Genomic DNA, 23,999 nt, shown 5'->3' on the forward strand with positions numbered 1-23,999 from the left:
GCCTCAGCCCTCGCGCAGCAAAGGCAGGGCCAGGCCCGGGGCGCGGCCGGCTCGCGCCAGCTCGCGGCGGAAGCGGAACAGCTCGGCAGGGCGGCCGCCGGTCTCGGTATGCTGGCGGCCGAGGCCCTCCACCAGGTCCGCGCGCTCCAGCACGCGGCGGAAGTTCTGCTTGTGCAGGGCGACGCCGGCTATGGCTTCGACGGTCCGCTGCAGCTGCGACAGGGTGAATTCCGGCGGGGTCAGCTCGAACGCCACCGGCCGGTATTTCAGCTTGCCGCGCAGGCGGCCGAGGCCGGTGGCCAGGATGCGGCGGTGGTCGGACAGCATGGGCTGTCCCAGGCTGGCGGCGAACTCGGCCGGTTCGGCGCCCGGGCCGCCGCGCTCGCGCTCGCGGTCGCGGGCGGCTTCGGGGGCCAGACCTGCCTCGTAGAGCAGCTCATAGCGTTCCAGTACCCGCTCCTCGTTCCAGGGCGCGCCGTCGAGGGCGAACAACAGGCGTGCGCGGGCCAGGCGTTGCTCATCGACGGCCCAGCGGCGCAATGCAGGGGCGATCGCCTCGTCGATCAGCTCGGGCCGGCCCGCGCGCCAGTCCTCCCAGGGGAAAAACCGGCTCATCGGCGCCCAGACCGTGTCCGGCCCCAAGGCCTGGTCCGATTGCGGTGTCAGGGCCAGGTAGCCGACCGAGATCACCCGCGCGCCGCCAGCCCCGACCTCCGCGCGCGGCGCGTCGCGACCCTTGTCGCCGAAGGTGTAGAGCTGCTCGACATAGCCGAGCTCGAAGCGCGTCTGCTCGGTCACAAAGGCGCGCAGGGCCAGCTCGAAGGTGCGATGGCCGTCGGGGTCGAACGGGCCGAAGGGCAGGCCGGCGAGGGCGGAGGTCTCCCGGGTGCGCGAATCGTGCGGGCGCACGGTCAGCACCACCGCTTCGTTCCTGCGGATGGCCACCACCACCGCCGACAGCCCGATGACGATCGCCGTCATCGGCTATTCCGTATCGAAGGCGGCCGGGGTCGCCTCGTAGCCCGACGCTTCGGACAGGATGTGGAAGCGGCGCACATAGTGCTCCTGGGCCTGGAACGGCGATTGCGGATCGAGGGTTATCAGATAGCCCTTTGGCGGGCGCCCGAAGAAATTCAGGGCCTCGTCATGGGTGAAGCCGGCGAGCTGCGTCGCTTCGAAAAAGGCGCACGCGCGGTCGGCCTGCTTGATCAGGGCCTTGATCTCTGTCGGGATCTTGGGCGGCAGGCCGAAGCGGATGTGGATCGCCGACTCCAAACGATCTTCGAAGGCGCGATAGTTGAGGCCAAGCGCTGCTTTGAACGGCGAGATCATGTCCCCGATCACATATTCCGCCGCATCGTGCAGCAGGGCCGCCAGCCGCCAGCGCGGTTCCAGGCCCGGCTGGATGTGGGCGGCGATCTCCTCCACCACCAGCGAATGCTGGGCGACGGAAAAGCCGTGCTCGCCCGTGGTCTGGCCGTTCCAGCGCGCGACCCGGGCGAGGCCGTGGGCTATGTCCTCGATCTCGATGTCCAGCGGCGAGGGGTCGAGCAGGTCCAGCCGCCGGCCAGACAGCATCCGCTGCCAGGCTCTGGGCGCCATCTTGGCCTTGGATTGGCTTTGGCCTCTCGCCACGGACGAATTCCTTTGCTGTAAATCAATTATGGGATGCCGCTAAGGAGCGTAAGAACCAATAGCGCCGTCGGCGCGACAAGGGAGCACCAGAATGACCCATCAAGGCGTGAGTTGGGCTAGAATCATGGCGCCGGTCGCGGGCGGAGACGCCGACGCGGCGGTGCTGGCGGCGGCGGCCGCGATAGCGGCGCCGTTCGAAGCCGAATTGGCGGCGGTCTATGCGCCGGCCGATGTGGCCGACCTGATGCCCTGGATGGGCGAGGGCTTCATGGGTGGGGTGCAGGTCGCCGCCGTGCAGAGCCTGAAGGACGCCGCCGCCGAGGGCGAGCGCGCGGCGCGGGCTACGCTTGAGGCGTGCAGCTACAAGCGCAAGAGTTTCGTCGCCCTGACCTCGCCTGTGTGGTCGGCCCTGTCGATGGAGGGGCGGCTGTCGGACCTGGTGGTGTTCGACGACAACGCCGCCCGCGGCAAGGGACCCCTGGCCGAGAGCTTCCAGCAGATCGTGGCCGACGAGCAGCGGCCGACCCTGGTGGCGCGGCCCGGCCTGAAGGCCGATGGGGTGATCGCCATCGCGTGGGACGGCGGCAAGGAGGCCAGCCGCGCTGCCCGCACGGCCCTGCCGCTGCTGCAGAAGGCTTCGCGGGTGGTGATCATCTCCGCGCCTGGGTCCTCCTCGCGCTATTTCGAGCCCAAGCGGCTGCAGACCTTCTACGCCGAACGCGGGGTGACGGCGGACATCCACGGAGTCAGCGATACGGGCGATGCGGCCAGCCTGCTTTTGGCGGCGGCGAAGGCGGTTTCGGCCGACCTGCTGGTCTCGGGCGCCTTCGGCCACCCCCGATTGCAGGAATTCATCTTTGGCGGGACCACGCGCTCCTTCCTAAATACGCCCGGGGCGCCATCTCTATTCCTGTCTCACTGAACTAGCCCGACAAGGAGAAAAATCATGGGGCTTAGCCGCATCGTCATGCGCCTTGCGCGCAATCCAGGCACCGAGTTCGCCGATGGCGATGACCACCGGGGGTACGCCCTGGTGGCTCCCCTGACTCCGGACGGCAGGCTGGATGAACTGGCCTTCCGTGAGCATCGCAACGACTGCATCGCCCGCCGCTTTGCGCCGGACGAAGACCCTGTGGAAGGACGGCTGGCCCGACGCGGCGAGCGCTGGTTCTTCGACTATGACGACAGCAGGGAGGTTGATGAGCCGGTCTATCGGCTGGGCGAGCACCGTTTTGCGGTCGGCGAATATGTCAGCATCACCGACGAGGACGGGCGGCTCCTGACCTACAAGGTCACCGAGGTGCAGCCAGTGTGATAGGGGCGCTCAGCCGCCTGAGCCGGCCGATCTGGCGGCGCGCGGGCTGGCGCCGGTCCAGCGCTTGAAGGCGCGGGAGAAGGCGGCCGGGTCGGAGAAGCCCACCAGATAGGCCACTTCATTCACCGAGGCCCTGCGCCCGTTCAGATAGTGCAGGGCGAGGCGGCGGCGCAGATCGTCCAGCAGCTTCTCGAAGGTGACGCCTTCGGCTTTCAGCCGGCGGAACAAGGTCTGGCGGCTCATGCCGAGGTCGCGGGCGATCAGCTCCATGCTGACCTCGCCGGTGTGCAGGATCGGCATCAGCCGGCTCTCGACCCGGGCGCGGACCGAGTTTGAGCTTTCCAGGCTTTCCAGCAGAGCCTCGGCGTGCCGGCTGAGAACGCCGAAGGCGTAGCGCGGCTGCAGCTGGATGCGATAGCCGATCCAGGCCGGATCGATCCTGAGCGCGTTCCTGTCCGCCTCGAACACCACGGGGGCGCGGAAGATGCGGTCGTACTCCGCCCGGTAGGCCGGCTCCGGGTGCGTGACATGGACCTCGAGCACGAACGGCGTGTCGCCAAAGCGGCGGGTGTGGGTGGCCATGCGGGCGAAGGTGGATTCGGTCAGTTCCGGAAAGTCGTTCGGGTTCTTTCGGGTATCGGTCATCCAGAGTTGACCGGCGATCATCTGGTGCTGGAAGCGGTCGGCTTCGCCGACGCCGTCGACCTCGACCACCAGCCGGCCATAGCGGTTCAGCTGTGTCAGCGCGTGCTGCATGGTCTCGGACGCGTTGGCGATCAGGCCGACGATGGAGAAGTCCGACAGGTCGATGGTCTCGCCAAAGCGCAGAGCCAGGGCCGGGTCGCCGGTCAGGGCCTTGGCGACGCGCATCAGGGCTGCGAAGCGGGCAAAGGGCAGGCGGCTGTCCTGGTCCTCGAGCAGGCGGGAATCGATCCCTGCGCGCTCCAGAAGGACGGCGCGGTCCGCGCCCCGGTTGGTGGCGAGATCCAGCAGGGCTCGCGCATAGCCTGCGCCGACGGTGGGCTCAGCCATGGCTGAGCCCGCCTTTGAAACCAAGGGTCAGGTTTTTGGCGCCTGCCGTCATGTCCATCCCTGCGCCGGCCGATAGGCTGGCCGTGATCGAGACATAGCCGAGGCCGCACGCCGTGCAAGCGGCCGTCGACGCCTGACAGGAGAAGCGACATGGCCGAAGCGGCAACCGCCGAGGGGCTGGGACATACGACGACGCGCATGACGGCGGGTGGCGCGCTGAAGATGGCTGCAGGGCTATGGCTTTTGACCACGCTCGCGGGCCAGTGGGTGTTCCTCTACTACATCGCGGCCTTCTATGGGGGATCGACCCTCAGCGGCAATTTCCAGGCCTGGAGTCGCAACGACGCCCTGTTCAAGGGCTATGTGGCGGGCGATGCAGCCGGCAACCTGTTCTTCGCCGCTCATGTGCTGCTGGCGGCGGCGGTGGCGTTCGGCGGGACCCTGCAGATGGTTCCGCAGATCCGCAAGCGGGCCCTGTGGTTTCATCGCTGGAACGGGCGGGTGTTCCTGGCCACAGCAGGCGCGGCGGCCTTGGCCGGGCTCTACATGGTGTGGGTGCGGGGCGCCTCGGCCAACCTTCTGGGAGCGCTGGCCATCAGCCTGGACGCCGTGCTGATCCTGGGCTTTGCGACCCTGGCTTGGCGGTCGGCCCTGGGGCGGCAAATCGCGGACCATCGGCGCTGGGCGATGCGCGCCTTCCTGGCCGCGAACGGCGTCTGGTTCTATCGCGTCGGCTTCATGGCCTGGATCGCGATCAATCACGGGCCGGTGGGGTCGACCCGCCACCTGGACGGACCGTTCGACATCTTCTGGGAATTCGGCTGCTACCTCTTGCCGCTCGCGATGCTGGAGCTGCATCTGCGGGCCGAGCGGTCCGGCGGCGGGGCTGCTCGCCTGGCCATGGCCGGCGGGCTGGCGGTATCGAGCGTTGTAATCGCGATCGGCGTCGCCGCCGCCTACGCCATCATGTGGCGGCCGCTGCTGGGCTAGGTCTTCAGGTTCAGCTGCACCAGCTGGTCGACGTCGTGATCGTGGAAGTCCTGGTGGTGGTTGACCTTGCTCTTGAAGGTCGCGACCACCAGCGGCCCGCCGGAGGGACCGCGGGCGATGTAGCCGACGCTGTGATAGCCTGACGGGCCCGCGTGGTCGCCGGCCAGGATGAACAGCATGTCGGCGGCGCCGTGGCGGGTGTCGGCGGCCCTGATCTCGGCGCCCTGCGGCCCCGCCTTGATCACCGCTGACTTCGAACCCCAGTTGGTGTGGACGTTGGCGTTGTCGTTGTCGGCGTCGATGGTCACGCCGAACACCTTGACGTGGGCCTTGTCGTCGTCGGCGTCGACATGGACGAAGGGCACATCGACCTTGGCCCGGTCGTGACCGTCATGGTCGTCGGCGTCCACATGCACGAAGGGCAGGTCGACCTTGGTGTGATCGTGGCTGTGGCCGGTGTCGTGATCCCGGCCGCCCGCCGTGGTGTCGGCCTCCGCCCGAGCCTTGTCGGCCTCAGCTCGCGCTTTATCCGCCTCACCCCGAGCCTTGTCCGCTTCAGCTTCGGCCTTGTCCTGGTCGGCGTCCGACCAGCCGCCGTCCTGGCTATCGCCGCGCGGAGCGATAGCGCGTAGTTCGGTCTCGACCGGGGTCAGAGCGGCCTGGGGCGAGCGGCCGTCGAGCGGCAGCAGGGACAGGGTGACGTCCTCGCCCTCGTCGCTGCGGTAGACGCAGGAGCGGCCGTCAGGGGCCGCGGAGACGCGGGTCAGATTACCCTGGGTCTCGGGGCAGTTCAGCTGCGAGACCACGCCCACGGGGCGGCCGGAGTCGATGTGCAGCGCACGGCGGACCGGATGGCATGCGCTGGTCCCGACGATGATCGCCGTCAGAGCCGCGCCCCCGATGATCGCCCTTGTCCGCATTCACCTCATTCCTGCGCTGTTGAACGCGCTCAAACTCGCCCTGGCTCCGCCCGGCGTCCAGTGAAATCGCGGTAATCGCAGCCGGCTATGGGTCAGGACTGGCCAGGGCGGCCGCCCGCGCCCTCGCGCCGGGCGAGAAAAGCCAGGCGTTCGAAGAGGTGCACGTCCTGCTCGTTCTTGAGCAGGGCGCCGTGAAGGGGCGGGATCAACTTGGTCGGGTCGCGCTCGCGCAGCGCCTCTTCGCCGATATCCTCAACCAGGAGCAGCTTCAGCCAGTCCAGCAGCTCGGAGGTCGAGGGCTTTTTCTTTAGGCCCGGCACCTTGCGCATATCGTAGAAGATGCGCAGCGCCTCGCCGACCAGCTTCTTCTTGATGCCGGGGAAGTGCACGTCGACGATCTCGTTCATGGTGTCGACGTCGGGGAAGCGGATGTAGTGGAAGAAGCAGCGGCGCAGGAACGCGTCCGGCAGCTCCTTTTCGTTGTTCGAGGTGATGATCACCACCGGGCGGACGGCCGCCTTGATGGTCTCATTGGTCTCATAGACATAGAATTCCATCCGATCGAGCTCTTGCAGCAGGTCGTTGGGGAATTCGATGTCGGCCTTGTCGATCTCGTCGATCAGCAGGACGGGCCGAGCCGGGGCCGAGAAGGCTTCCCAGAGCTTGCCCTGCTTGATGTAGTTCTTGACGTCCTTGACCCGCTCGTCGCCCAGCTGGCTGTCGCGCAGGCGGGTCACGGCGTCGTATTCGTAGAGGCCCTGCTGGGCCTTGGTGGTCGACTTGATGTGCCAGGTGAGCAGCGGGGCGTTCAGCGCCTTGGCCACCTCGTAGGCCAGCACGGTCTTGCCGGTGCCCGGCTCGCCCTTGATCAGCAGGGGCCTTTCCAGGGCGATCGCGGCGTTGACCGCGACCTTCAAATCCTCGGTGGCGACGTAATCGCTGGTGCCTTCAAACCGCTGGCTCATCGAAATCCCCTCGGGCGCGCAGGGCGCCGCGTCTCCAACAACTGTTCGAACTATGGGCCTAGACTACGGACGGCGCGGCCGGTGACAAGCGGATTCGAACAAACGTTCAATCTGGGCGCGGAAGGGTAGGGGCTCAGCCTCGGGCTGCGACCAGGCTGGGTATCTCGGCCATCAGGGCTTCGGCGATCTCCGGCATCAGCTTGTCCCAGCTGAGAAAACCCCGGGCGAAGAAGATGCGGGCCTTTGGATACCAGGGATGGAAATCGGTCCCGAGAAGGGGCCAGGCCGAGGGTGGGGCGATCAGCCAGGTCAAGGCGCCGCAGGCGCCGCCGATGTTCGAGGTAGCGTTGGACGGGCCGAGGACCAGGTCCAGAGCGCAGCAGAGGGCCGCCACCTCGTCCAGGTCCTGCTTCAGGTCGACGCCCGGCGGCTGCCAGATCTCCACGCCCAGTTCTTCGCGCGCCTGCAGGAGTTCGGCCTGGCACTCGCCATACTGCAGGTTCACGAAGCTGACCCCCGGTGTGGTCAGGATCGGGCGCCACTGTTCGAAGGGCGAAAAGCCGCGCTGGCGCGCCCCGTCCAGCTTTAGGCTCTTCCACAGGACGCCGACCCGGGCGCCGGGCAGGTCGTCCAGCACGCGCCGCCAGTGCTCCACCCGGGCGGGGTCGGCCTGCATGTAGCGGTCCCGCTTCGGAAAGGCGTCGACCGAGGCGCGGACCTGCCTCAGCGGCGCGGCCATCGGCGCCCAGTAGTCGATGCTCGATGGGTCGATGAACGGCGCTGCGCGGAAGCCGTGGCCCTCGAAGCGGCCGGTCACGTGGGGGCCCACGGTTGCGGCGGGGAAGGCGCGACGGAACAGCGGGATCAGGCGAGGCTCGACGGCGAGGGTCAGTCGCCCCTCGGGGCCCAGCGCTTCCAGCACGTCCGGTACGATGTTTGCGAACATCACTTCGTCGCCCAGCCCCTGCTCGCCGATCAGCAGCAGCGACTTGCCGTGCAGGTCGTCGCCCGGATTCCAGGCCGGGCGGTCGATGACGTATTTGACGGCCCCGGCGATCGAGGGATCGAGCCGGGCCTCGTAGGCCTCCCAGCCCTCGGCCACGCGCCCCTGGCAGAGCAGGATGGTCGAACGGGCCAGGCGCATCATGGCCCGGTCCGAAGGCAGGGTCGCCGCCGTGAGGGCCAGATCACAGTCGACCAGGGCGCCCTGCGCGTCGCCCTGCTCCATCTTGGCGTTGGCCAGGTTGTAGCGGGCCTTGGCGAAATTCGGCTCGAACCTCAGCGCCTCGGCGTAGAAGGTCGCCGCTTCGGCGGAGCGGCCCTGCTGGCTGAGGATGGTGCCGAGGGTGTTCCACAGGATGCCGGATTCGGGATTGGCCAGGATGGCCGGCCGGATGACGCCGATGGCGCCGTCATAGTCCTGCAGGTCGCGCAGGGCGCAGGCCAGGTTGTTGGCCCCCTGGGCGCAGGTGGGGTTGGCCGCATGATAGATGCTGAAAAGCTGGGCCGCCGTCTCGGTCCGGCCCAGGCGCAGGGCCAGACGGCCGAGGTCGTTGGCCACGTCGGCGTGATTGGGCAGCAGGGCGAGCGCGGACTCGTAGCAGGTGATGGCGGTCTTGAAGTCGCCGATCTTCTCCCGCGCAAGGGCCAAGAGGTACCAGCCGTAGCCGCTGCGCTCGTCGCGGGCGAGGGCCTTGAGCGCCCATTCCGCCGCCCCTTGCCAGTCGTCGATGCGGAAGGCCACGACCGCCTTTTCCAGTAGCGGCTGGATAGCGATCGCCCGCAGGTTCGCCACCGCTTCGTCGATCCGCTGCATGGCTTCGGCCGAGGCGGCTTCGCCCAGGCCGCTCTCGATGAAGCCGGGAGCGACGACGGCCGGGGTCTCGTCCGTCAACGGCTCGGCCGCCGGCTGGGGCGCCATGTTTTGCCGGGACGAGGACATCGGCGGGACTCGGTTCGCGAAAATGAAGTCCACAGGCTGGCGGCGTGCGATTAAGACATCGCTAACCAAGATCGCCCGGCCCAGGACGGGAGGCGGCGAACAACGGGCCGCGACCTTCTGTCGCGCAAACCTGGCCTGAGCGGCTCGCATCTTGCGTCCCTGGGTAGTTTTTCCGGTGTTCTTGTTTGCTGCGGCTTGCTCAAGAATCGCCGCAGGATGAGTTTCGCCTGTTCGAACGTCCCTTTCCGGGCGAGGGCGCCGGTCCACGGTCGGGTCGCCGCAACGCCGCGTTAACCCCCGTCGCTGATATGCTCGGCGCGAAACGAGCGGCATGGGGGGTGTGCTCAAAGGGACGGTCGAGAGCAGCTATGATCTCCAACCGATCCACGGAGGGCGGTTCCAATGCCACTGAAACTTTCTCTAAAGCCCGGCGAAAAGTTCGTTCTGAACGGCGCCGTGGTCCAGAACGGTGACCGGCGCAGTGTGCTGTTGCTGCAAAACAAGGCCTCGGTCCTGCGCGAGCGGGACATCATGCAGGAGGATGAGGTCACTTCGCCGGCGCGGCATATCTATTTTCCGGTGATGATGATGTATCTCGACGAGCCGGGGGCCGCCCGTTACCACGACGAATTCGTCCGCCGCCTTTCGGAATTCATGGGCGTGATCTCGAATCCGGAAATCATGGCGGACTGTGTAACCATATCCAAGCACCTGCTGGCGCGCGAATACTACAAGGCGCTGATGCTGTGCCGGAAGTTGATCGAATGGGAAGACGAAAGGTTGCGGGATGTCTCTGCAAGCCTACCAGCAGGCTAGATCGCGCAGCGAAGCGCCACGGGACCTGGAGTATCGCCTGTTCGGCCAGGTGACACGGGCCCTGATGGACGCCGCAGAGTCGCCCAAGGACGATCTGCAAACCCGCATCGACGCCATCGACTGGAACCGGCGCATGTGGTCGGCCCTGGCCGCCGACTGCGCCCAGCCCGCCAACACCCTGCCGCCGCCGGTGCGCGCCCAGATCATCTCCCTCAGCATGTGGGTGCGCCGCTATTCGAGCGAGGTGATGCGCGGCAACGAGAGCTTCGACGCGCTGATCGAGGTGAACCGGATCATGATGCAGGGCCTGGCCCAGAAGCCGGCCGCCGCCTGACTGTAGACCTGACCGCCCGGTCATGATTGCCGGGCTTGCGGCAAGACCTGCCCAGCGATAGGGCCGCGAGGATCGACCGATCTTCGCGGCCTTTGATTTTTCCGAACGTTTTCAATCGCAAAACTGTAGCGTCAGACAGCCGTCTCTGGCGTGAACCTTGCCATTCAACGGGCGGGCCAGAAGCCCACCGGCAAAAGCCGTCACTCATCCCCGCCCAGAATGGAAGGACCGCCGAATGAGCTTTTCGGTGAACACCAACGCGGGCGCCATGATTGCGCTCGAAGACCTCAGTGCGACGCAGCAGCAGATGAGCCGGACTCAGAACCGTGTCAGCACGGGCCTGTCGGTGGCGACGGCGAAGGATAACGGGGCGGTATGGGCGATCGCGCAAAACGAGCGCGCCCAAATCTCCGCCCTCGACTCCGTCAAGAGCTCGCTCAACCGCGGCTCCAGCATCGTCGATGTCGCTCTGTCCGCCGGACAGAGCGTGTCGGATCTGCTGAACCAGATGAAGGCCCAGGCCCTGTCGGCTTCGGACACGTCTTTGGACGCGACCAGCCGCCAGGCTTTGAGCACGAACTTCGCCCAGCTGCGCGACCAGATCGCCAAGGCGGTGCAAAGCGCCAGTTTCGACGGCGCCAACCTCCTGAACGCCGGCGCGCAGAACCTGGCCTTCCTGGCCAATGCGGACGGAACCTCGGCCCTGACGGTCCAGGCTCAGTCCATGGCCCTGGGCGGCTCGATCGTCACGGTGACGGCCACGGCTTCACTCGCCACGGCCACCATCGCCTCGGCGATGATCAGTGTGGTGCAGGCGTCCATCATCAACGTCAATGCGGCGCTGGGGAGCCTTGGATCTTCGTCCAACCAGCTCACCGCCCAGACGACGTCGGTGCTGGATCTGCAGGACACCCTGACCACCGGCGTGGGCAATCTGGTCGACGCCAACATGGCCAAGGAGAGCGCTGCGCTCCAGGCGCTGCAGACCAAGCAGCAGCTGGGGATCCAGGCTCTCTCCATCGCCAACCAGGCGCCGCAGATTCTGCTGTCGCTGTTCAAGTAAGCCTAAAGGAGCCGGGGGCGAAAGCGCCCGGCTCCGAGGCACGCCGGGGGCGCCCGGCAAAAATGACCTGGCGATCGGCAAAAATTGCCCAGGCCCCCTCACGGGTCGGCAAAATCGGCCGGGCGAAAACAGCCTTAACAGGCATATAACTCAAGGATTCCAGAGTGATATGGGGCACCGACGGGGGCGGCGAAACTGGCCCGTGCGTTGCAGTCCCTCAGGTCAGGCAAAACGCCTCCGGCCAGCAAAATGCGGGTCGGTTACCTGAGAAAAGGACTACCCATCATGTCGTTCTCCGTGAACACGAACGGCGGCGCCCTCATTGCGCTGCAAAACCTGACCACCACCGAAGGCGCCCTGGCCAAGGCTCAAAGCCAAGTGAGCACCGGCCTGGCCGTGGCCACCGCCGCCGACAACGGCGCCGTCTGGGCCATCGCGCAAAACCAGCGCGGCAACTCCAGCGCCCTGGACTCGGTGAAGCAGTCCCTGCAGCGCGTGCAATCGACCGTCGACGTGGCCACCTCGGCCGGCTCCTCGGTTTCCGACCTGCTGAACCAACTGCGTTCGACCACCCTGTCGGCGACCGACACCTCGCTCGACGCCACCAGCCGTTCGGCCCTGAACACCCAGTTCCAGCAACTGGTGAAGCAGATCCAGAACGTGGTGACGAACGCCAGCTTCAACGGCACCAACCTGCTGAACAACAGCGTGACCAACCTGCAGGCCCTGGCCAGCTCGGATGGCACCCAGCACCTGACGGTCGGCGCCCAGAACCTGTCGATCAGCACCGGCGCGGCCCCGTCGGGCCAGATCACCTTCACCGGTGGCACCACGATCAGCACGGCCACCGCGGCCACCAACGCTCTGGCGCTGATCAACACCTCGATCACCAACGTCAACAACTCGTTGGCGTCCTTGGGTTCCGCGTCGAACAGCCTGACCTCTCAGCTGAGCTTCGTCGGCAACCTGCAGGACACGCTCGATCAGGGTGTCGGCAACCTCGTCGATGCGAACCTCGCGAAGGAAAGCGCCCAACTCCAGGCCCTGCAGACCAAGCAGTCCCTGGGCATCCAAGCGCTGTCGATCGCGAACTCTTCGACGTCGTCGCTGCTGTCGCTCTTCCGTTAATCCACGCGAAGGAGGCGGGCGTTCGCGCCCGCCTCCATTAGCGGTGGGAGGCGCTGGTTAAGTCCCGGCGTAAGGGAGACATGGCCACCAACTCGATACAACCGATCACCAAGGCGCCCGATGTCGGGCAGACCGTATCCGCCCAGGCTTCCTCGGGCGGCGTTGTTGCGTCCAAGGCCAGCGCGAGCGTCAAGCCCGCCGCCAAGCCGGCCGACGCGAACGCCTCCGACAGCGCCTCGTCCAACAACCCGACCCACAGCGCAGACCTGCGCCTGGAGATCGAGGACGACAAGGCGGCGGGCTGCTTCGTCTACAAGATCATCAATCGCACGACCGGCGAGGTCGTCGAGCAGATCCCTCAGGAGCAGATCGTCAAGCTCCGGGAATCGGATGGCTACCTGGCGGGCGACCTGATCAAGGCCCAGGCCTAGAGCCGGGCGAACATCGGCGGGCGACAAGCCCCAACGCACTCTTCGACCGTCGCCGGGACCCCGGCCGGCGGGCGTTTGGCGTTGGACGTTAACGATCTGCTCACGATGTTAACCATACCCTTCGTCTGGAGAAAGCGATTCCCCGGCGGCGTCGGAAAGCTGGCGCGAGGCTCGGGATCGGCCGACGGAGGCAGTCATGACGCTGAGCGTCAACTCGAACAACGCCGCGCTCATTGCGCTGGAAAACCTGAATGCGACCCAGTCTCAGCTCGGTCAGACCCAGAGCGAGATCAGCACTGGCCTGAAGGTCGGGTCGGCCAAGGACAACGCCTCGGTCTGGGCCATCGCCCAGGGGCAGAGGGCCGATATCAGCGCGCTCGACTCCGTGCAGATGAGCCTCAACCGGGCCACCTCGATCGCCGACGTGGCCTCGACGGCCGGCGCCTCGGTGTCGGACCTTTTGTCGCAGCTCAAGGCCCAGGTCGTCGCGGCCATGGACCCGTCGAACAATCAGACCTCCCGCAACCTGATCAACGACGACTTCCGCTCGCTGCTGTCGCAGATCACCAACGTCGTCAACAACGCGTCCTTCGACGGCGCCAACGTCCTGAACGGGTCGCTGGGCGCCGCCGTCAACTTCCTGGCCAATACCGACGGCACCTCGTTCATCACCCTGGCCACCCAGAACCTTTCGCTGGGCGGCGGCATCATCTCGGTGACGGCGAACGCCACCATCAGCACGGTAACGGCGGCGACGGCGCTTTTGACCTTCGTCAACCAGTCGCTGACGGCGGTGGACAGCGCGCTCGGCCAGCTGGGCTCACAGTCCAGCGAGATCTCGGCGCACAACACCTTCGTCGGCAAGCTGCAGGACACCCTGACCACCGGGGTGGGCAACCTGGTGGACGCCAACATGGCGGCGGAGAGCGCCAAACTGCAGGCCCTTCAGGTCCAGCAGCAGCTCGGCGCCCAGGCGTTGTCGATCGCCAACCAGGCGCCGCAGGTGATCCTGTCGCTGTTCAAGTAGTTTTTCACGCGAGAACGCTCGCGGCTTCATGAATCAGCGATATCCTGCAGCCGGTTCTCATCGGATGGGGTGTTCGCATGATCGACCTGCGCAGTTTGGCCGACGAGGACTGCGCCCGGCTGTTCCGCTGGCGGCGGGAGCCCGAGGTCGACCGCTGGATGAGCGACCTGCCGGCCCAGACCGAGGCCGAGCACGCGCAATGGTTCGTCGAGATGCGCGCCGACCCGGACCAGCGCGGGTGGATCATCACCTATAACGGCGACCCGGCCGGCTATCTGACCCTGAGCGGTCTGACCAGCCGGCATCGCAGAGCCTCGTGGGGCTGGTATATCGGCGAGCCCTGGGCGCGGGGGCGCGGGGTGGGGCGGGCCGCCCAGGCCCTGGGCCTGGACCTGGCGTTCCACGAGTTCGGCCTGGAGAAGGTCTGCGCCGAGGTTTTGGCCGACAATGACACGGCGCTGAGGGCTCAGGCCGCGGCCGGTTTCCGGCGCGAGGGCTATCTGAGGCGGCACGTCTGCAAGGACGGCCAGTTCCGCGACGTGGTTCTGTTGGCGATCCTGGCGGACGAATGGGCGGCACGGCGCGACAATGTGCGCCGAGACCTTGCCATCTCCAATCTCATCGCCGCCTGAACTCGCGCTCCGGTGGCGCACCCCTTAAGGGGTGGTAAGGGTTTGGCTGGCTAAAGTGACGCCGCCGGAACGTGTCCGGTTCAGGTGGCGCCGTGATCTCCTTCGATCCCAGCATCCTGGTCAGCTATTACGACTCCAAGGCGGGAATTCTCGATTCCTCGACCTCGGGGTCGAGCGGGACCGGCTCGAGCTCGACGACGGCTGCGCCGCCTGCGCCGTGGAACGCCGCCAAGGCCTCGACCCAGCCCAGCGCCCTGGCCCAGCTGGCGCTGGCGGGGCAAAACGTCATCAACCCCAACACCGCGCTGACCAACGTGAAGGGGGCGAGCCAGCAGTACAACAGCCTGTTCACCCTCTATCAGGGGCTGAGCGCGCTCAGCGGCCTGACCTCGCAGATGCTGTCGTCGACCGCGACCGCCCAGAGCACCAAACAGGCGACGACCGCGTTCGAGACCGGACTCGGCCAGGTGATGAGCTACGTCAACGGCCTGAACCTGCCCAATATCCGCATCACCAACGGCTCGGTTTCCAACAGCGTATCCACCACCAACGCGCCGGCGACCGAGAACGACACCTACACCACCGGCGTGGTCTTCCAGGGTGCGATGAACGACGAGGTGCCGTCCTTCCAGGGCACGGTGCAGTTCAACATCAACATCACCGGGTTCCAGAACCAGGTGACGTCGATCCCGATCGACCTGTCCCAGATGGGCTCGACGCCGCGGACCATGCCCAACGTGGTCAGCTTCATAAACAGCCAGCTCGAGGCGGCGGGCGTGACCACCCGCTTCGCCACCAACATGGTCCAGCCCAAGCCCGAGACCATGAAGATCAACGGCAAGACCGTGACCTTGCCGGCCGGACCCGACCAGTGGTCGTTCAAGATCACCGGCGATTCCGTCGAGCATGTCAGCTTTTCGGCGCCCGCCACGGCCGCGGCGGTCTATGTGGCGCAGACCTCCGGCAATCCGACGGCGACCTCGACCAGCACGACGTCGTCCTCGTCGAGCAGCAGTTCGACCACCGACTCCCCGCCGATCCAGCAACTGGTCAAGCTGCAGGCCGACAATTCGACCACCAGCAGCGCGCCGCCGGCGGCCGTGTCCCTGCCGGGGCTGATCGGGGCGTCCTCGGACGAGGCGCTGGCCAGCACGCTGCAGGTCGCATCCGTCGGCGCCACAACCACCGGTCCCGACGGCTCGGTCTATGTGGTCGCCAACGTCACCGGCGCCATCGACGGGATGCAGCTGCAGGGGACGCAGAACGTCGCCCTGCTGAAGTACGATTCCGCCGGCCATCTGCTCTCGGCGGCCACCCTGGGCGCCACCGGCTCCGCCAGCGGCTATTCGCTCGCGGTCTCGGCCACCGGCCAGGTCGCGGTCGCCGGCTCGGTCAACGGCTCGCTCACGGTCGGCTCGTCCAGCAGCAGCAACAGCGCCAGTACGACGCAGAGCTTCGTCAGCCTGTTCGATTCCACCGGCGCCTTGCAGTGGACGCAGCAGACCAACGGGGTGGGGAACAACCAGGCCAACGCCGTCGCCTTCGGCTCCGACGGCTCGGTCTATGTGGCCGGCCAGACCCAGGGCGCCATGCCCGGCGGAACACCCTCCGGCGGCCAGGACGGCTATTTGCAGGGCTTTTCCTCCACCGGGACCAAGCTCTTCACCACCGAGTTCGGGTCCAGCGGCACGGATGCGGCGACGTCGATCGCAGTGGACGGCTCCACCGTCGTGGTCGGCGGGACCGAGAACGGCGACGGGGTGCTGCGCAGCTTCACCCTGAACAGCTCAGGGCCGCCGACGGCGGGCGCCGTGCGCGATCTGGGCTCGCTTGGCGGCGGGTCGATCGCCGGCGTCGCCATCAGCAACGGCCAGGTGATCGTGGCTGGCACCACCGGCAACGGCTCGCTGTCGGCCGGCAATGTCACGGCCAGCTATGGTGGCGGCAAGTCGGCCTTCGCCGCCCAGCTGGACGAGAGCCTGTCGCCGAACTCGAACGACGCCATCGCCTACTATGGCGGCGGCTCTGGGACTTCGACCACCGGAACGGCGCTCTCGGTGGTCAATGGCCAGGTCTATATCGCCGGGACCTCGACCGGCGGCTTGCCGGGCCTCGCCGGACCGACCGACACCGCCGGCTCCTCGACCGGGACCAACGAGGGCTATGTCGCCAATATCGACATCGCCACCGGCCAGGTGCAGTGGTCCCAGGCCCTGCAGGGGCAGGACGGCTACGACCATCCCGAATCCATCGCCGTCGATGCGACAGGCGCCAGCGTGCTGGACCGCCTGGGCCTGCCGGACGGAACCCTGCAGTACACCAGCTCGCAGAACCTGACCCAGGCCACCTCGGTCCGGGCCGGGGACCAGTTCCAGATCCGCACCTCGCCCAACGGCCCCCTGGCCACGGTGACCATCTCGGCCAACGAGACCCCGCAATCCCTGGCGCTGAAGATCCGCCAGGCGGCCGGCTTCCAGGCCAATGTCACGGTGGTTCCGACCGGCGGCAAGGAAGAGGTGAAGATCACGCCGGAGACCAAGCAGGGGGTGATCGAGTTTGTGCCCGGGCCTTCGGGCAAGGACGCTCTGGGTCCGCTGGGCATCAAGCCCGGCATCGTCATGAGCGGATCGGCCCTGCCGACCCAGACGCAGAAAGCCACCACCACCGGCGTCAACCCGTCGGCCAAGCCCAAGATTCCGACGGACTACTATGGGCTGGGCCTGGATCAGAATTTCGATTTCACCACCAAGGCCGGCATCAAGGCCGCTCAGGCGGCGATCAGCGCAGCCATGGCCAAGGTCCAGAACGCCTATTACAACCTCAAGAACGCCGGCCAGACCAAGCTGCCGACCTCCAACCCCTCGGGCAAGGTGCCGACCTACCTGACCAACCAGATCGCCAGCTATCAGAACGCCCTGAACCGCCTGACCGGCGGGAGCTCGAGCAGTTCGTCCAGTTCAAGCACCGGCTATTCCTCGGGCAGTGCGGCGTCGCAGCTCCTGGCGTGACTTGAACCTGCGCTCGGCTCGTCGTAGCCAAGCACCATGGATTCCGCACAGAATCGCAGGCTGTGGCTGACGCTTGGCGGGGGCGTCGCGGTCCTTGTGATCTCCCTCGCCCTGGCCTTCGTGATCCTGGGGCGCGAGCATGCGTCCAAGGCGCCGCCGCCGGCCTCCACCGGCGGCCTCGTTGTGCAGATGGGCCACCCGGACGACACCAAGCCGGACCCGAAGGCGCCACTGCGCTGCTTCGTCGGCGGCCTGTTCGTGGGCATGTCGACCCTGGCCGACTGCGCCAAGCGCAACGGCGTGGCCACCGACGCCCTGGACGTGGGCGTGGACTCCTCCGGCGCCCTGGCTGCGGCCAGCCAGGCCGGAACCAACCTGACGCCGCTGCCGCCGAGCGGCGCACCGGCGGAGCAGTCGCAGGCGGCGGCCGACGCGGCCAATTTCGCGACCCTCAAGACCGCGTCCGGGGACTGCCTGCGCTACGCCAGCGGCGAATGGCGGCGGGTGGGCGATGCGCTCAGCCTGGGCGCCTGCGTCCAGACCCTGTTCGCCGGCCACTGCGAAAAGCTGGGTGGGGCGAGCTATGGCCGCTGGATGGGCCAGACCCTGAGGCTGTCGCCGCACCACGTCGAAATCTCCAGCGACAACAAAACCTTCCGCCCCCTGGCGGACCAGTCTGACACCACCTGCGCCATCGGCGAGTTCTGAGATGCGCGGGCGCCTGACGGGCGGCTGTCACTGTGGCGGCGTTCGTTTCGCCTATGCGGGCGAACTCGGCGGGGCGCAGGGCGCCGTGACCCTGTGTTGGTGCGCCGACTGTCGTCGGGCGCAAGGCTTCGCCGCGGCGGTGGCGCCGGCCGAGGCGACGGGTTTCGAGGTGACGCAAGGCGCGGACCTGATCTGCGAATACGAGTCCTCGCCGGGCAAGCGCCGCGCCTTCTGCCGCGCCTGCGGCTCGCCGCTCTATTCCCGAAGAGACGACCGGCCCGAGGGCTTGAGGCTGCGCCTGGGGGCGCTGGACCAGACGCCGGAGAGCCTGGCGATCGAAGCGCAGATCCATACTGCCGCCCGCCCGGCCTGGGCCGCGGAAGCCTGCGAAGCGCCGGCCTACCCAGGGACCGAACCTGGCCGATAAACTGTGCAAGCCTGGCTGCAGCCTATTGCGCACGGCCGGCGCCGGTGTAGCGTCCGGATCATGACTCGCACCGTTCTTCTTGCCGCCGTGGTCGCCGCAGGGCTCGCGCTCTCGGCCTGCGAGAAGCAGATCGAGGCCCCGATGGACCGGGGCCTGTGCACCCAGCTGGTGTTCAAGAACGGCAAGGCGCAGTTCAACACCGTCTCCAAGAACGAGCCGACGCTTGAAGCCTGCGCCGCCTCGCTGGAGGGCATGCGGCTGCGCTTCCTGCGCTTAGGCGGCAGCATGGAGACCATATCCGGCGCCTATCAGGGCCAGTTTCTGTTCCTGCAACCGGAGGGGGTGTTCACCTCGCAGAGCTTCACCGGCGCGCGGTTCCTGCTCCTAGTGCGCACGGGCGATGGGCGGCTGGCCAAGCTGGGCGCCGGGCCGATGGGGAACACCGCGCCGTAAGGCGTCGAACGAAACGAGAACATTTTCATTGATCGTGCGGCCGCATTTGGATAGGGTCGCCTGATCACGGGCTCTACGGACACCAAGGTGAGGATTACATGGCGGGCAGCGTCAACAAGGTCATTCTGGTCGGCAATCTGGGTAAGGATCCCGAAATCCGCAGCCTCGGCTCAGGCGACCGCGTCGCCAACCTGACCCTGGCCACGTCGGAAACCTGGCGCGATCGCCAGAGCGGCGAGCGCAAGGAAAAGACCGAGTGGCACCGGGTGGTGATCTTCAACGAGAACCTGGTGAAGGTGGCCGAGAGCTATCTGAAGAAGGGCTCCAAGGTCTATGTCGAGGGCTCGCTGCAGACCCGTAAGTGGACCGACCAGTCGGGCCAGGAGAAGTATTCCACCGAGGTGGTGCTGCAGAAATTCCGCGGCGAGCTGACCATGCTGGACGGCAAGGGCGGCGGCTCTGAGGACCGCGACGAGGGCGGCTATGGCGGCGGCTACAGCCAGGGCGGCGGTGGCTTCCAGCCGGCCCAGCGCGCCCAGCCGTCCGGCCCGCGCGAGAGCTTCTCGGCTGATTTGGATGATGAGATCCCGTTCTAGGGATCATCAAAGGGGCGGGCAGGGGGACCGGGCATGACCGCTGTCGTCGATCTGTTCTGGTCCTTCCGCAGCCCCTATTCGTACCTCGCGGCGCCGGGCGCGCTGCAGCTGGGGGCGGACTACGACGTCAAGGTCCGTTTTCGGCCGGTGCTGCCGCTGGCGGTGCGCCAGCCCTCGTTCTTCGATCCCGAGAACCTGAAGCGCGCCCGCTACATCATGATCGACTGGGGGCGGCGGGCCGAGATGCTGGGCATGCCCCACGCCTGGCCCCAGCCGGACCCGATCGCGCTGGAACCGGGCACGGTGAAGGCGGCCGAGCACCAGCCCTACATCTATCGCCTGACCTATCTGGGCGCCGAGGCCGAGCGGCGCGGTCATGGCGTGGCCTTCGCCAAGGAGGTCTCGGCCCTGACCTTCGGCGGCGTGGTGGACTGGCACCTGGGCGACCACCTGGCCCGGGCGGCGGAGCGAGCCGGCCTGAACCTGGCGGAGATGGACGCCGCCATCGCCGATGAGGCGACCTATCGCGCCATCATCGAAGAAAACCAAGTGTCCCTGACCGCCTCCGGCCACTGGGGCGTGCCGACCTTCGTCCTCGACGGCGAACCCTTCTTCGGCCAGGACCGCCTCGACACCCTGCGCTGGCGGCTGGATCAGCGGGGACTGCGGCGGGAGTAGGAGACGTGTTGGCGAGTTGGTCCGACAAATATGCTTACCTGATTGGTCGGCGAATTGAGGCTGTGATCTGGATGCCTATGACATCAGACACACCTCAACTCGTGACCGAATTCAAACTCGCTTCGTTCAGCTTCACTGGCGCCGCATTTGTGGCTTTTGCGGAAGACCACAAGCTATTTCTGACTTGGCGACAATCCGGTCAAAACATGGTGCTCAGCGAAGGACTCGACCAAGTTTGGGTCGAATATTCCCTTGACCGGGTTCGCGCAGACACAGGCGAGCTCTGGGGTGGCCTTGAAGATGGGACACTAAAGTCTGCAGAATTCTTTACAGCGCCCTCAATCGAGAGCGGTGAGGTCGTCGGCATTCGTCACGTCGTGGAATCGGGTGGTCATCCGCTTCATTTTTGGATTGGCACCGGTGGTTCTGACTTCATCGGCGACATGGATGATTTATGGGTTGGCGTGGGCATCGAGCCTCCCAACTTCACCGAACTCACCTCAGTGGGGCGTGTTGGCGATTGAGCCTTTCATGGGCTGGGGTCTGCTGCCGGTTATGAGCCGATCAGTGCCGCCCAGCCCGCGGCTAACCCAGCTGCCGATCCCGCGCCAAAGACGTAGCGGTCGGGGCGAATGAGTACCGCTTCCATTTCTCGCTTCGCCAGCCAGGCTCTGATCGCTTCGGCGTAGGGCTGTAAGGCCGGATTGCTCAGCCTCCAGGCCGCGAGGCCGTCGGTGAGAATTGGATCGACCGCGTCGATCGAGATCAGCCACGCCCCATCGCCAAGCACATCATCCAGCTTTGCCTGCCCCCCTGCACCCTCCGCCCACGGCTGCGGGAAATATTCCCCAGCACCAGGTGTTCCTTCTACGATGCAGCCGGCGCTGAGCGGTGGAAAGGCCATGGGGCCGGGTGGCGCGTCGCCGGCGGCGCGCTGGGCCAGCATGGCGGCGTCGCGGGCGGCGGCGGCGGCCGGGTCGGTGATGCAGACGGTGCGGCCCATCATCAGGGCGAGGTCGATGATCGCGCGGACGTGCGGCTCGCGCTCGGCCTGATAGGTGTCCAAGAGCGCTTCGGGGGCGCGGCCGCGCAACACTTCCGCCAGCTTCCAGGCGAGGTTGGCGGCGTCGCGCACGCCCGAGCACAGGCCCTGGCCGGCGAAGGGCGGCATCTGGTGGGCGGCGTCGCCGGCCAGCAGCACGCGGCCCTTGCGCCACTCGCGGGCGACCAGGGCGTGGAAGCGATAGACCGCCTTGCGCTCCAGGCTGACGGCGCCTTCGACGTTCCAGGGCTTCAGCAGCGCGGCGATGAAGCCGTCGTCCAGCACGTCTTCGGCGGTCTCGCCCGGCTTCAGCATGAACTCCCAGCGATGCCGACCCGAGCCCATCTGCACGCAGGTGGTCGGCCGGGCGGGATCGCAGATCTGCAGGTTGAGGGCGGGCAGGCGCGAGGGGGCGTGGACGATGGTGTCGATCACCAGCCAGGGCTCGTCGAAGGCGAGGTCGTCCAGGTCGATGCCCGAAAGCTCGCGCACCGTGCTGCGGGCGCCGTCGCAGCCGACGACATAGGCGGCGCGGAGGACTTGCGGCCCTTCGGGCGTCTCGAAACTGGCCTGCACGCCCTGTTCGTCCTGGTCGAGGCAGGTGAGGGTCCATTCGGTCCGCAGCCGGGCCGTGGGGAAGTCCGCCAGGCGCTCGCGCAGGGTGGCCTCCAGCGAGGGCTGGTGGATCATGTTCGCCGCCGGCCAGCCGGAGGGCGAGCCGCCTTCGCCGGTGTTGAAGCGCAGCAGAACCTCACCGCCCGCGGTCAGGAAGTCGTAGCGCGCGGCGGGCTTCGAGCTGGCCATGATGGCGTCGGCCACGCCCAGGGACTGGAACACCCGCACGATCTCATGGTCGATGTGCGCGGCGCGGGGCAGGGGATAGATGTCCGCCGCTCGGTCGGCGGCCAGGACGCTGAGGCCCTGTTTCGCCAGCAGCAGGGCCAAGGTCACGCCCACCGGCCCGGCGCCGACGATCAGCACGTCGCAGTCGAGATTGTCGGTCAAGCTTCAGCCCTCCGCTTCGCAGCGGTTTTCGATATGGCCCAGGCCCTCGATCTCGCAGCAGACCATGTCGCCGGCTTTCAGGAACTGGCGCGGGTCCATGGCCGCGCCGACCCCGCCGGGGGTGCCGGTGAAGATCACATCGCCCGGCTCCAGGGTCATGGCTTGGGACAGGTGCGCGATCTGGTCGAAGACGTCGAACACCAGGTGGCGGGTGTTGGAGGTCTGCCGCGCCTCGCCGTTGACGCTGCAGCGGATCGCCAGCGCGTGAGGATCGGGGATCTCGTCGGCGGTGGTGATCCAGGGGCCGAATGGGGCGTGGGTGTCGAACGACTTGCCCAGACTCCATTGCGGGGTGCGGTGCTGCCACATGCGCTCGGTGACGTCGTCGCCGACGCACCAGCCGAAGATGTGCGCCGGCGCCTGCTCCCGGGTGATGTGCCGGCCGCGGCGGCCGATCACCGCCACCAGCTCGACCTCGTAGTCGACGAACGGCGAGGCCCTGGGGATCTGGATCGGGTCGAAGGGGCCGTTGACCGAGGTCTGGGCCTTGGTGAACCAGACCTGGTGCTGCGGCCGCTCCATTTTGCTCTCTTCGATGTGGTCGGCGTAGTTGAGGCCGATGGCGAAGATCTTGCCGGGACGCAGGACCGGCGCACGGAGCCGGACGCTGGAGAGGGGAACGCCGCCGCCGGCCGCGGCGATCTCTTCGACCTCCGGCCGCAGCCGGTCCCAGTCGACGATCAGCGGCAGGAGGTCGCCCTCACGCCCGAGATCGACGATCGTCTCACCCAGCACCACGCCGCACCGGGGGCCGGAGCCGCGGTCATAGGTTGCGAGCTTCATTGCGCGGCTCCGCTCATCATCGGGTGCAGGGGTCCCCAGTGGACGCCCAGCAAGGTCTGCATGTCGGCGATGTTCGACCCGTCCGCGGCGGTGAACAGGTCGCCGTCGGTCCAGTGCTCCAGCTCGTGGCCCCAGGGGTCTTTCCAATAGTCGAACACCTGGCTGCCCAGGATATGGCGGCCGACGCCCCAGGCGGGCGTTCGGCCGGCCAGCTTCAGGTGGTCGTGGCCGCGCATCAGGTCGTCCTGGTCGGCGACCTCGAAGGCGGCGTGATTGAAGGCCGGGGCGCGCGGCGACTGCAGCAGGAACAGGGTGTGGTGGTCGGTGGGCGTCTCGCCGCGGTCGCAGCGTAGGAAGGCGCCGATAGCCATGCCTGGGGCGGGCTGGATCTCGTCACTGGTGATGAAGCCGAAGCGGGACTTGTACCAGGCTTCGGAGGTGCGGAAATCGCGGACCTCGAGCACGCAGTGGCCGAGCCGCACCACGGTCGACGGGCCGCGCGGCAGGCGCAGAGGCGCGCGCTGGCGGGGGTGGGCGGCGGCCGAATTGTGCGGCTGGGGCGGCGCCAGCGGGAGTGGGGCGGCCTGGGCCTGGCCCGCCACCACCTCGACCATGCGGCCGTCCGGGTCGCGCAACCGCACCACCTTGCCGCCGCCCGGGGCGTCCAGGTCCTCCATCGCGACGCCCTCGGCCTGGGCCAGGCGCTCCAGGTCGGTCAGGCTGTCGGCGCGCAAACCCAGGGCGGCGAAGCCAGGCTCGCCTTCGGCCGTGGCGTGGAGGAAGGGCTGGGGACCGGCGCCGCGGGCGTAGAGCACGCCATCGGTCGCCCGCTCGGCCTTGAGGCCGAACTCACCGAGAAAGGCCGCCATCTGCTCCAGATCGGGCGCCGTGAAGCGCACGTGGGCGATGTCGGCGATCTTGATCAGGCTCACTCGCGCCTCCCTGGTCTATAAGTTGACTATTTGGTCAAGTTTGTGCGAACCTGTATCTGAAGTCAAGCCCCAACGCC

The 23,999-nt window shown here is 67.2% G+C and carries 26 protein-coding genes; 17 read left to right on the forward strand and 9 right to left on the reverse strand.

Features of this window, described 5'->3' with window-relative positions; all coding sequences use genetic code 11:
* Positions 1-3 precede the first annotated feature (3 nt).
* Together KCG34_RS24180 and KCG34_RS24185 are read right to left on the reverse strand one after the other, a co-directional pair.
* The gene (locus KCG34_RS24180; protein ID WP_211938143.1) at positions 4-981 is read right to left on the reverse strand and encodes an NUDIX hydrolase; all 978 of its coding nucleotides are present in this window, start codon (positions 979-981) and stop codon (positions 4-6) included.
* A 3-nt stretch (positions 982-984) separates the two neighbouring features.
* Positions 985-1,602, reverse strand: a complete 618-nt coding sequence (locus tag KCG34_RS24185) for an HD domain-containing protein (protein ID WP_249138367.1) — start codon at positions 1,600-1,602, stop codon at positions 985-987.
* Positions 1,603-1,759: 157 nt separating this feature from the next.
* On the opposite strand from KCG34_RS24185, the gene KCG34_RS24190 reads away from it, so the two are divergent.
* Together KCG34_RS24190 and KCG34_RS24195 are read left to right on the forward strand one after the other, a co-directional pair.
* Positions 1,760-2,557, forward strand: coding sequence for a universal stress protein (locus KCG34_RS24190; RefSeq protein ID WP_249138143.1), 798 nt, complete (start codon positions 1,760-1,762; stop codon positions 2,555-2,557).
* Between the two features lie 24 nt (positions 2,558-2,581).
* On the forward strand, positions 2,582-2,950 hold the full coding sequence (locus KCG34_RS24195; protein ID WP_211938144.1) for a hypothetical protein: 369 nt from the start codon (positions 2,582-2,584) through the stop codon (positions 2,948-2,950).
* Between the two features lie 9 nt (positions 2,951-2,959).
* Here KCG34_RS24195 and KCG34_RS24200 read toward each other — a convergent pair whose 3' ends face one another.
* Positions 2,960-3,982 (reverse strand): AraC family transcriptional regulator, encoded by a 1,023-nt coding sequence (locus KCG34_RS24200; RefSeq protein WP_211938145.1) that lies wholly within the window; start codon positions 3,980-3,982, stop codon positions 2,960-2,962.
* 150 nt (positions 3,983-4,132) lie between these two features.
* Between KCG34_RS24200 and KCG34_RS24205 the strand changes: the two genes are divergently transcribed.
* Positions 4,133-4,972: a DUF2306 domain-containing protein gene (locus tag KCG34_RS24205; RefSeq protein ID WP_211938146.1), complete on the forward strand. Its 840-nt coding sequence runs from the start codon at positions 4,133-4,135 to the stop codon at positions 4,970-4,972.
* Here the strand turns inward: KCG34_RS24205 and KCG34_RS24210 are convergent.
* From KCG34_RS24210 to KCG34_RS24220, 3 genes are all read right to left on the reverse strand, one after another.
* A complete protein-coding gene (locus KCG34_RS24210; RefSeq protein WP_211938147.1) occupies positions 4,969-5,892 on the reverse strand; it encodes a methyltransferase type 11 in 924 nt (307 codons plus the stop codon). The two genes, KCG34_RS24205 and KCG34_RS24210, sit on opposite strands and share 4 nt — an antisense overlap.
* A gap of 92 nt (positions 5,893-5,984) precedes the next feature.
* Positions 5,985-6,857 (reverse strand): AAA family ATPase, encoded by an 873-nt coding sequence (locus tag KCG34_RS24215; protein WP_211938148.1) that lies wholly within the window; start codon positions 6,855-6,857, stop codon positions 5,985-5,987.
* A 133-nt stretch (positions 6,858-6,990) separates the two neighbouring features.
* Complete coding sequence (locus tag KCG34_RS24220) at positions 6,991-8,799, reverse strand: tetratricopeptide repeat protein (RefSeq protein WP_211938149.1); 1,809 nt, start codon at positions 8,797-8,799, stop codon at positions 6,991-6,993.
* A gap of 402 nt (positions 8,800-9,201) precedes the next feature.
* Between KCG34_RS24220 and flbT the strand changes: the two genes are divergently transcribed.
* The 14 genes from flbT to KCG34_RS24290 all read left to right on the forward strand — a co-directional run bounded on the left by flbT (position 9,202) and on the right by KCG34_RS24290 (position 20,624).
* Positions 9,202-9,615 (forward strand): flagellar biosynthesis repressor FlbT, encoded by a 414-nt coding sequence (gene flbT, locus KCG34_RS24225; protein WP_211938150.1) that lies wholly within the window; start codon positions 9,202-9,204, stop codon positions 9,613-9,615.
* Positions 9,587-9,949, forward strand: coding sequence for a flagellar biosynthesis regulator FlaF (gene flaF, locus KCG34_RS24230; protein WP_211938151.1), 363 nt, complete (start codon positions 9,587-9,589; stop codon positions 9,947-9,949). Before flbT ends, flaF begins: the two co-directional genes overlap by 29 nt.
* A gap of 235 nt (positions 9,950-10,184) precedes the next feature.
* The gene (locus tag KCG34_RS24235; RefSeq protein WP_211938152.1) at positions 10,185-11,012 is read left to right on the forward strand and encodes a flagellin; all 828 of its coding nucleotides are present in this window, start codon (positions 10,185-10,187) and stop codon (positions 11,010-11,012) included.
* Between the two features lie 249 nt (positions 11,013-11,261).
* The gene (locus KCG34_RS24240; RefSeq protein ID WP_305825978.1) at positions 11,262-12,140 is read left to right on the forward strand and encodes a flagellin; all 879 of its coding nucleotides are present in this window, start codon (positions 11,262-11,264) and stop codon (positions 12,138-12,140) included.
* An 80-nt stretch (positions 12,141-12,220) separates the two neighbouring features.
* Entirely contained in the window at positions 12,221-12,571 is a 351-nt protein-coding gene (locus KCG34_RS24245; protein ID WP_211938153.1) for a flagellar protein FlaG, read from the forward strand.
* A gap of 196 nt (positions 12,572-12,767) precedes the next feature.
* Positions 12,768-13,598, forward strand: a complete 831-nt coding sequence (locus tag KCG34_RS24250; RefSeq protein ID WP_211938154.1) for a flagellin — start codon at positions 12,768-12,770, stop codon at positions 13,596-13,598.
* Between the two features lie 77 nt (positions 13,599-13,675).
* Positions 13,676-14,230: a UDP-4-amino-4,6-dideoxy-N-acetyl-beta-L-altrosamine N-acetyltransferase gene (gene pseH, locus KCG34_RS24255; RefSeq protein ID WP_211938155.1), complete on the forward strand. Its 555-nt coding sequence runs from the start codon at positions 13,676-13,678 to the stop codon at positions 14,228-14,230.
* Positions 14,231-14,301: 71 nt separating this feature from the next.
* Positions 14,302-17,238, forward strand: a complete 2,937-nt coding sequence (locus KCG34_RS24260; RefSeq protein WP_211938156.1) for a beta strand repeat-containing protein — start codon at positions 14,302-14,304, stop codon at positions 17,236-17,238.
* A 36-nt stretch (positions 17,239-17,274) separates the two neighbouring features.
* Positions 17,275-17,946, forward strand: a complete 672-nt coding sequence (locus KCG34_RS24265; RefSeq protein ID WP_211938157.1) for a hypothetical protein — start codon at positions 17,275-17,277, stop codon at positions 17,944-17,946.
* 1 nt (position 17,947) lies between these two features.
* Positions 17,948-18,373, forward strand: a complete 426-nt coding sequence (locus KCG34_RS24270; protein ID WP_211938158.1) for a GFA family protein — start codon at positions 17,948-17,950, stop codon at positions 18,371-18,373.
* 60 nt (positions 18,374-18,433) lie between these two features.
* Positions 18,434-18,826, forward strand: coding sequence for a hypothetical protein (locus KCG34_RS24275; RefSeq protein WP_211938159.1), 393 nt, complete (start codon positions 18,434-18,436; stop codon positions 18,824-18,826).
* A gap of 98 nt (positions 18,827-18,924) precedes the next feature.
* On the forward strand, positions 18,925-19,422 hold the full coding sequence (ssb, locus tag KCG34_RS24280) for a single-stranded DNA-binding protein (protein ID WP_211938160.1): 498 nt from the start codon (positions 18,925-18,927) through the stop codon (positions 19,420-19,422).
* Between the two features lie 33 nt (positions 19,423-19,455).
* Positions 19,456-20,100, forward strand: coding sequence for a 2-hydroxychromene-2-carboxylate isomerase (locus KCG34_RS24285; RefSeq protein WP_211938161.1), 645 nt, complete (start codon positions 19,456-19,458; stop codon positions 20,098-20,100).
* Between the two features lie 8 nt (positions 20,101-20,108).
* The gene (locus KCG34_RS24290; protein ID WP_211938162.1) at positions 20,109-20,624 is read left to right on the forward strand and encodes a hypothetical protein; all 516 of its coding nucleotides are present in this window, start codon (positions 20,109-20,111) and stop codon (positions 20,622-20,624) included.
* Positions 20,625-20,653: 29 nt separating this feature from the next.
* Here KCG34_RS24290 and mhpA read toward each other — a convergent pair whose 3' ends face one another.
* Genes mhpA through KCG34_RS24305 form a run of 3 tightly spaced genes read right to left on the reverse strand, consistent with a single transcriptional unit; the run spans position 20,654 to position 23,922 of the window.
* Complete coding sequence (mhpA, locus tag KCG34_RS24295; protein WP_211938163.1) at positions 20,654-22,147, reverse strand: bifunctional 3-(3-hydroxy-phenyl)propionate/3-hydroxycinnamic acid hydroxylase MhpA; 1,494 nt, start codon at positions 22,145-22,147, stop codon at positions 20,654-20,656.
* 3 nt (positions 22,148-22,150) lie between these two features.
* Entirely contained in the window at positions 22,151-22,990 is an 840-nt protein-coding gene (locus KCG34_RS24300; protein ID WP_211938164.1) for a fumarylacetoacetate hydrolase family protein, read from the reverse strand.
* Positions 22,987-23,922, reverse strand: a complete 936-nt coding sequence (locus KCG34_RS24305) for a VOC family protein (RefSeq protein WP_211938165.1) — start codon at positions 23,920-23,922, stop codon at positions 22,987-22,989. The genes KCG34_RS24300 and KCG34_RS24305 overlap by 4 nt, the downstream gene beginning before the upstream one ends.
* Positions 23,923-23,999: the final 77 nt, after the last annotated feature.

The sequence above is a fragment of the Phenylobacterium montanum genome (assembly GCF_018135625.1).
GTDB classification, from domain to species: Bacteria; Pseudomonadota; Alphaproteobacteria; order Caulobacterales; family Caulobacteraceae; genus Poindextera; species Poindextera montana.

Excerpts from the sequence above, each read along its gene's own strand:
- KCG34_RS24240 (WP_305825978.1), top strand. The coding sequence starts at position 11,262 with ATGCGGGTCGGTTACCTGAGAAAAGGACTACCCATCATGTCGTTCTCC.
- KCG34_RS24300 (WP_211938164.1), bottom strand. The coding sequence starts at position 22,990 with ATGAAGCTCGCAACCTATGACCGCGGCTCCGGCCCCCGGTGCGGCGTG.
- KCG34_RS24220 (WP_211938149.1), bottom strand. The coding sequence starts at position 8,799 with ATGTCCTCGTCCCGGCAAAACATGGCGCCCCAGCCGGCGGCCGAGCCG.
- KCG34_RS24285 (WP_211938161.1), top strand. The coding sequence starts at position 19,456 with ATGACCGCTGTCGTCGATCTGTTCTGGTCCTTCCGCAGCCCCTATTCG.
- KCG34_RS24185 (WP_249138367.1), bottom strand. The coding sequence starts at position 1,602 with ATGGCGCCCAGAGCCTGGCAGCGGATGCTGTCTGGCCGGCGGCTGGAC.
- KCG34_RS24180 (WP_211938143.1), bottom strand. The coding sequence starts at position 981 with ATGACGGCGATCGTCATCGGGCTGTCGGCGGTGGTGGTGGCCATCCGC.
- ssb (WP_211938160.1), top strand. The coding sequence starts at position 18,925 with ATGGCGGGCAGCGTCAACAAGGTCATTCTGGTCGGCAATCTGGGTAAG.
- flbT (WP_211938150.1), top strand. The coding sequence starts at position 9,202 with ATGCCACTGAAACTTTCTCTAAAGCCCGGCGAAAAGTTCGTTCTGAAC.
- KCG34_RS24275 (WP_211938159.1), top strand. The coding sequence starts at position 18,434 with ATGACTCGCACCGTTCTTCTTGCCGCCGTGGTCGCCGCAGGGCTCGCG.
- KCG34_RS24190 (WP_249138143.1), top strand. The coding sequence starts at position 1,760 with ATGGCGCCGGTCGCGGGCGGAGACGCCGACGCGGCGGTGCTGGCGGCG.
- KCG34_RS24210 (WP_211938147.1), bottom strand. The coding sequence starts at position 5,892 with ATGCGGACAAGGGCGATCATCGGGGGCGCGGCTCTGACGGCGATCATC.
- KCG34_RS24265 (WP_211938157.1), top strand. The coding sequence starts at position 17,275 with ATGGATTCCGCACAGAATCGCAGGCTGTGGCTGACGCTTGGCGGGGGC.
- KCG34_RS24245 (WP_211938153.1), top strand. The coding sequence starts at position 12,221 with ATGGCCACCAACTCGATACAACCGATCACCAAGGCGCCCGATGTCGGG.
- pseH (WP_211938155.1), top strand. The coding sequence starts at position 13,676 with ATGATCGACCTGCGCAGTTTGGCCGACGAGGACTGCGCCCGGCTGTTC.
- KCG34_RS24250 (WP_211938154.1), top strand. The coding sequence starts at position 12,768 with ATGACGCTGAGCGTCAACTCGAACAACGCCGCGCTCATTGCGCTGGAA.
- KCG34_RS24195 (WP_211938144.1), top strand. The coding sequence starts at position 2,582 with ATGGGGCTTAGCCGCATCGTCATGCGCCTTGCGCGCAATCCAGGCACC.
- KCG34_RS24215 (WP_211938148.1), bottom strand. The coding sequence starts at position 6,857 with ATGAGCCAGCGGTTTGAAGGCACCAGCGATTACGTCGCCACCGAGGAT.
- KCG34_RS24205 (WP_211938146.1), top strand. The coding sequence starts at position 4,133 with ATGGCCGAAGCGGCAACCGCCGAGGGGCTGGGACATACGACGACGCGC.
- KCG34_RS24270 (WP_211938158.1), top strand. The coding sequence starts at position 17,948 with ATGCGCGGGCGCCTGACGGGCGGCTGTCACTGTGGCGGCGTTCGTTTC.
- KCG34_RS24235 (WP_211938152.1), top strand. The coding sequence starts at position 10,185 with ATGAGCTTTTCGGTGAACACCAACGCGGGCGCCATGATTGCGCTCGAA.
- flaF (WP_211938151.1), top strand. The coding sequence starts at position 9,587 with ATGTCTCTGCAAGCCTACCAGCAGGCTAGATCGCGCAGCGAAGCGCCA.
- KCG34_RS24200 (WP_211938145.1), bottom strand. The coding sequence starts at position 3,982 with ATGGCTGAGCCCACCGTCGGCGCAGGCTATGCGCGAGCCCTGCTGGAT.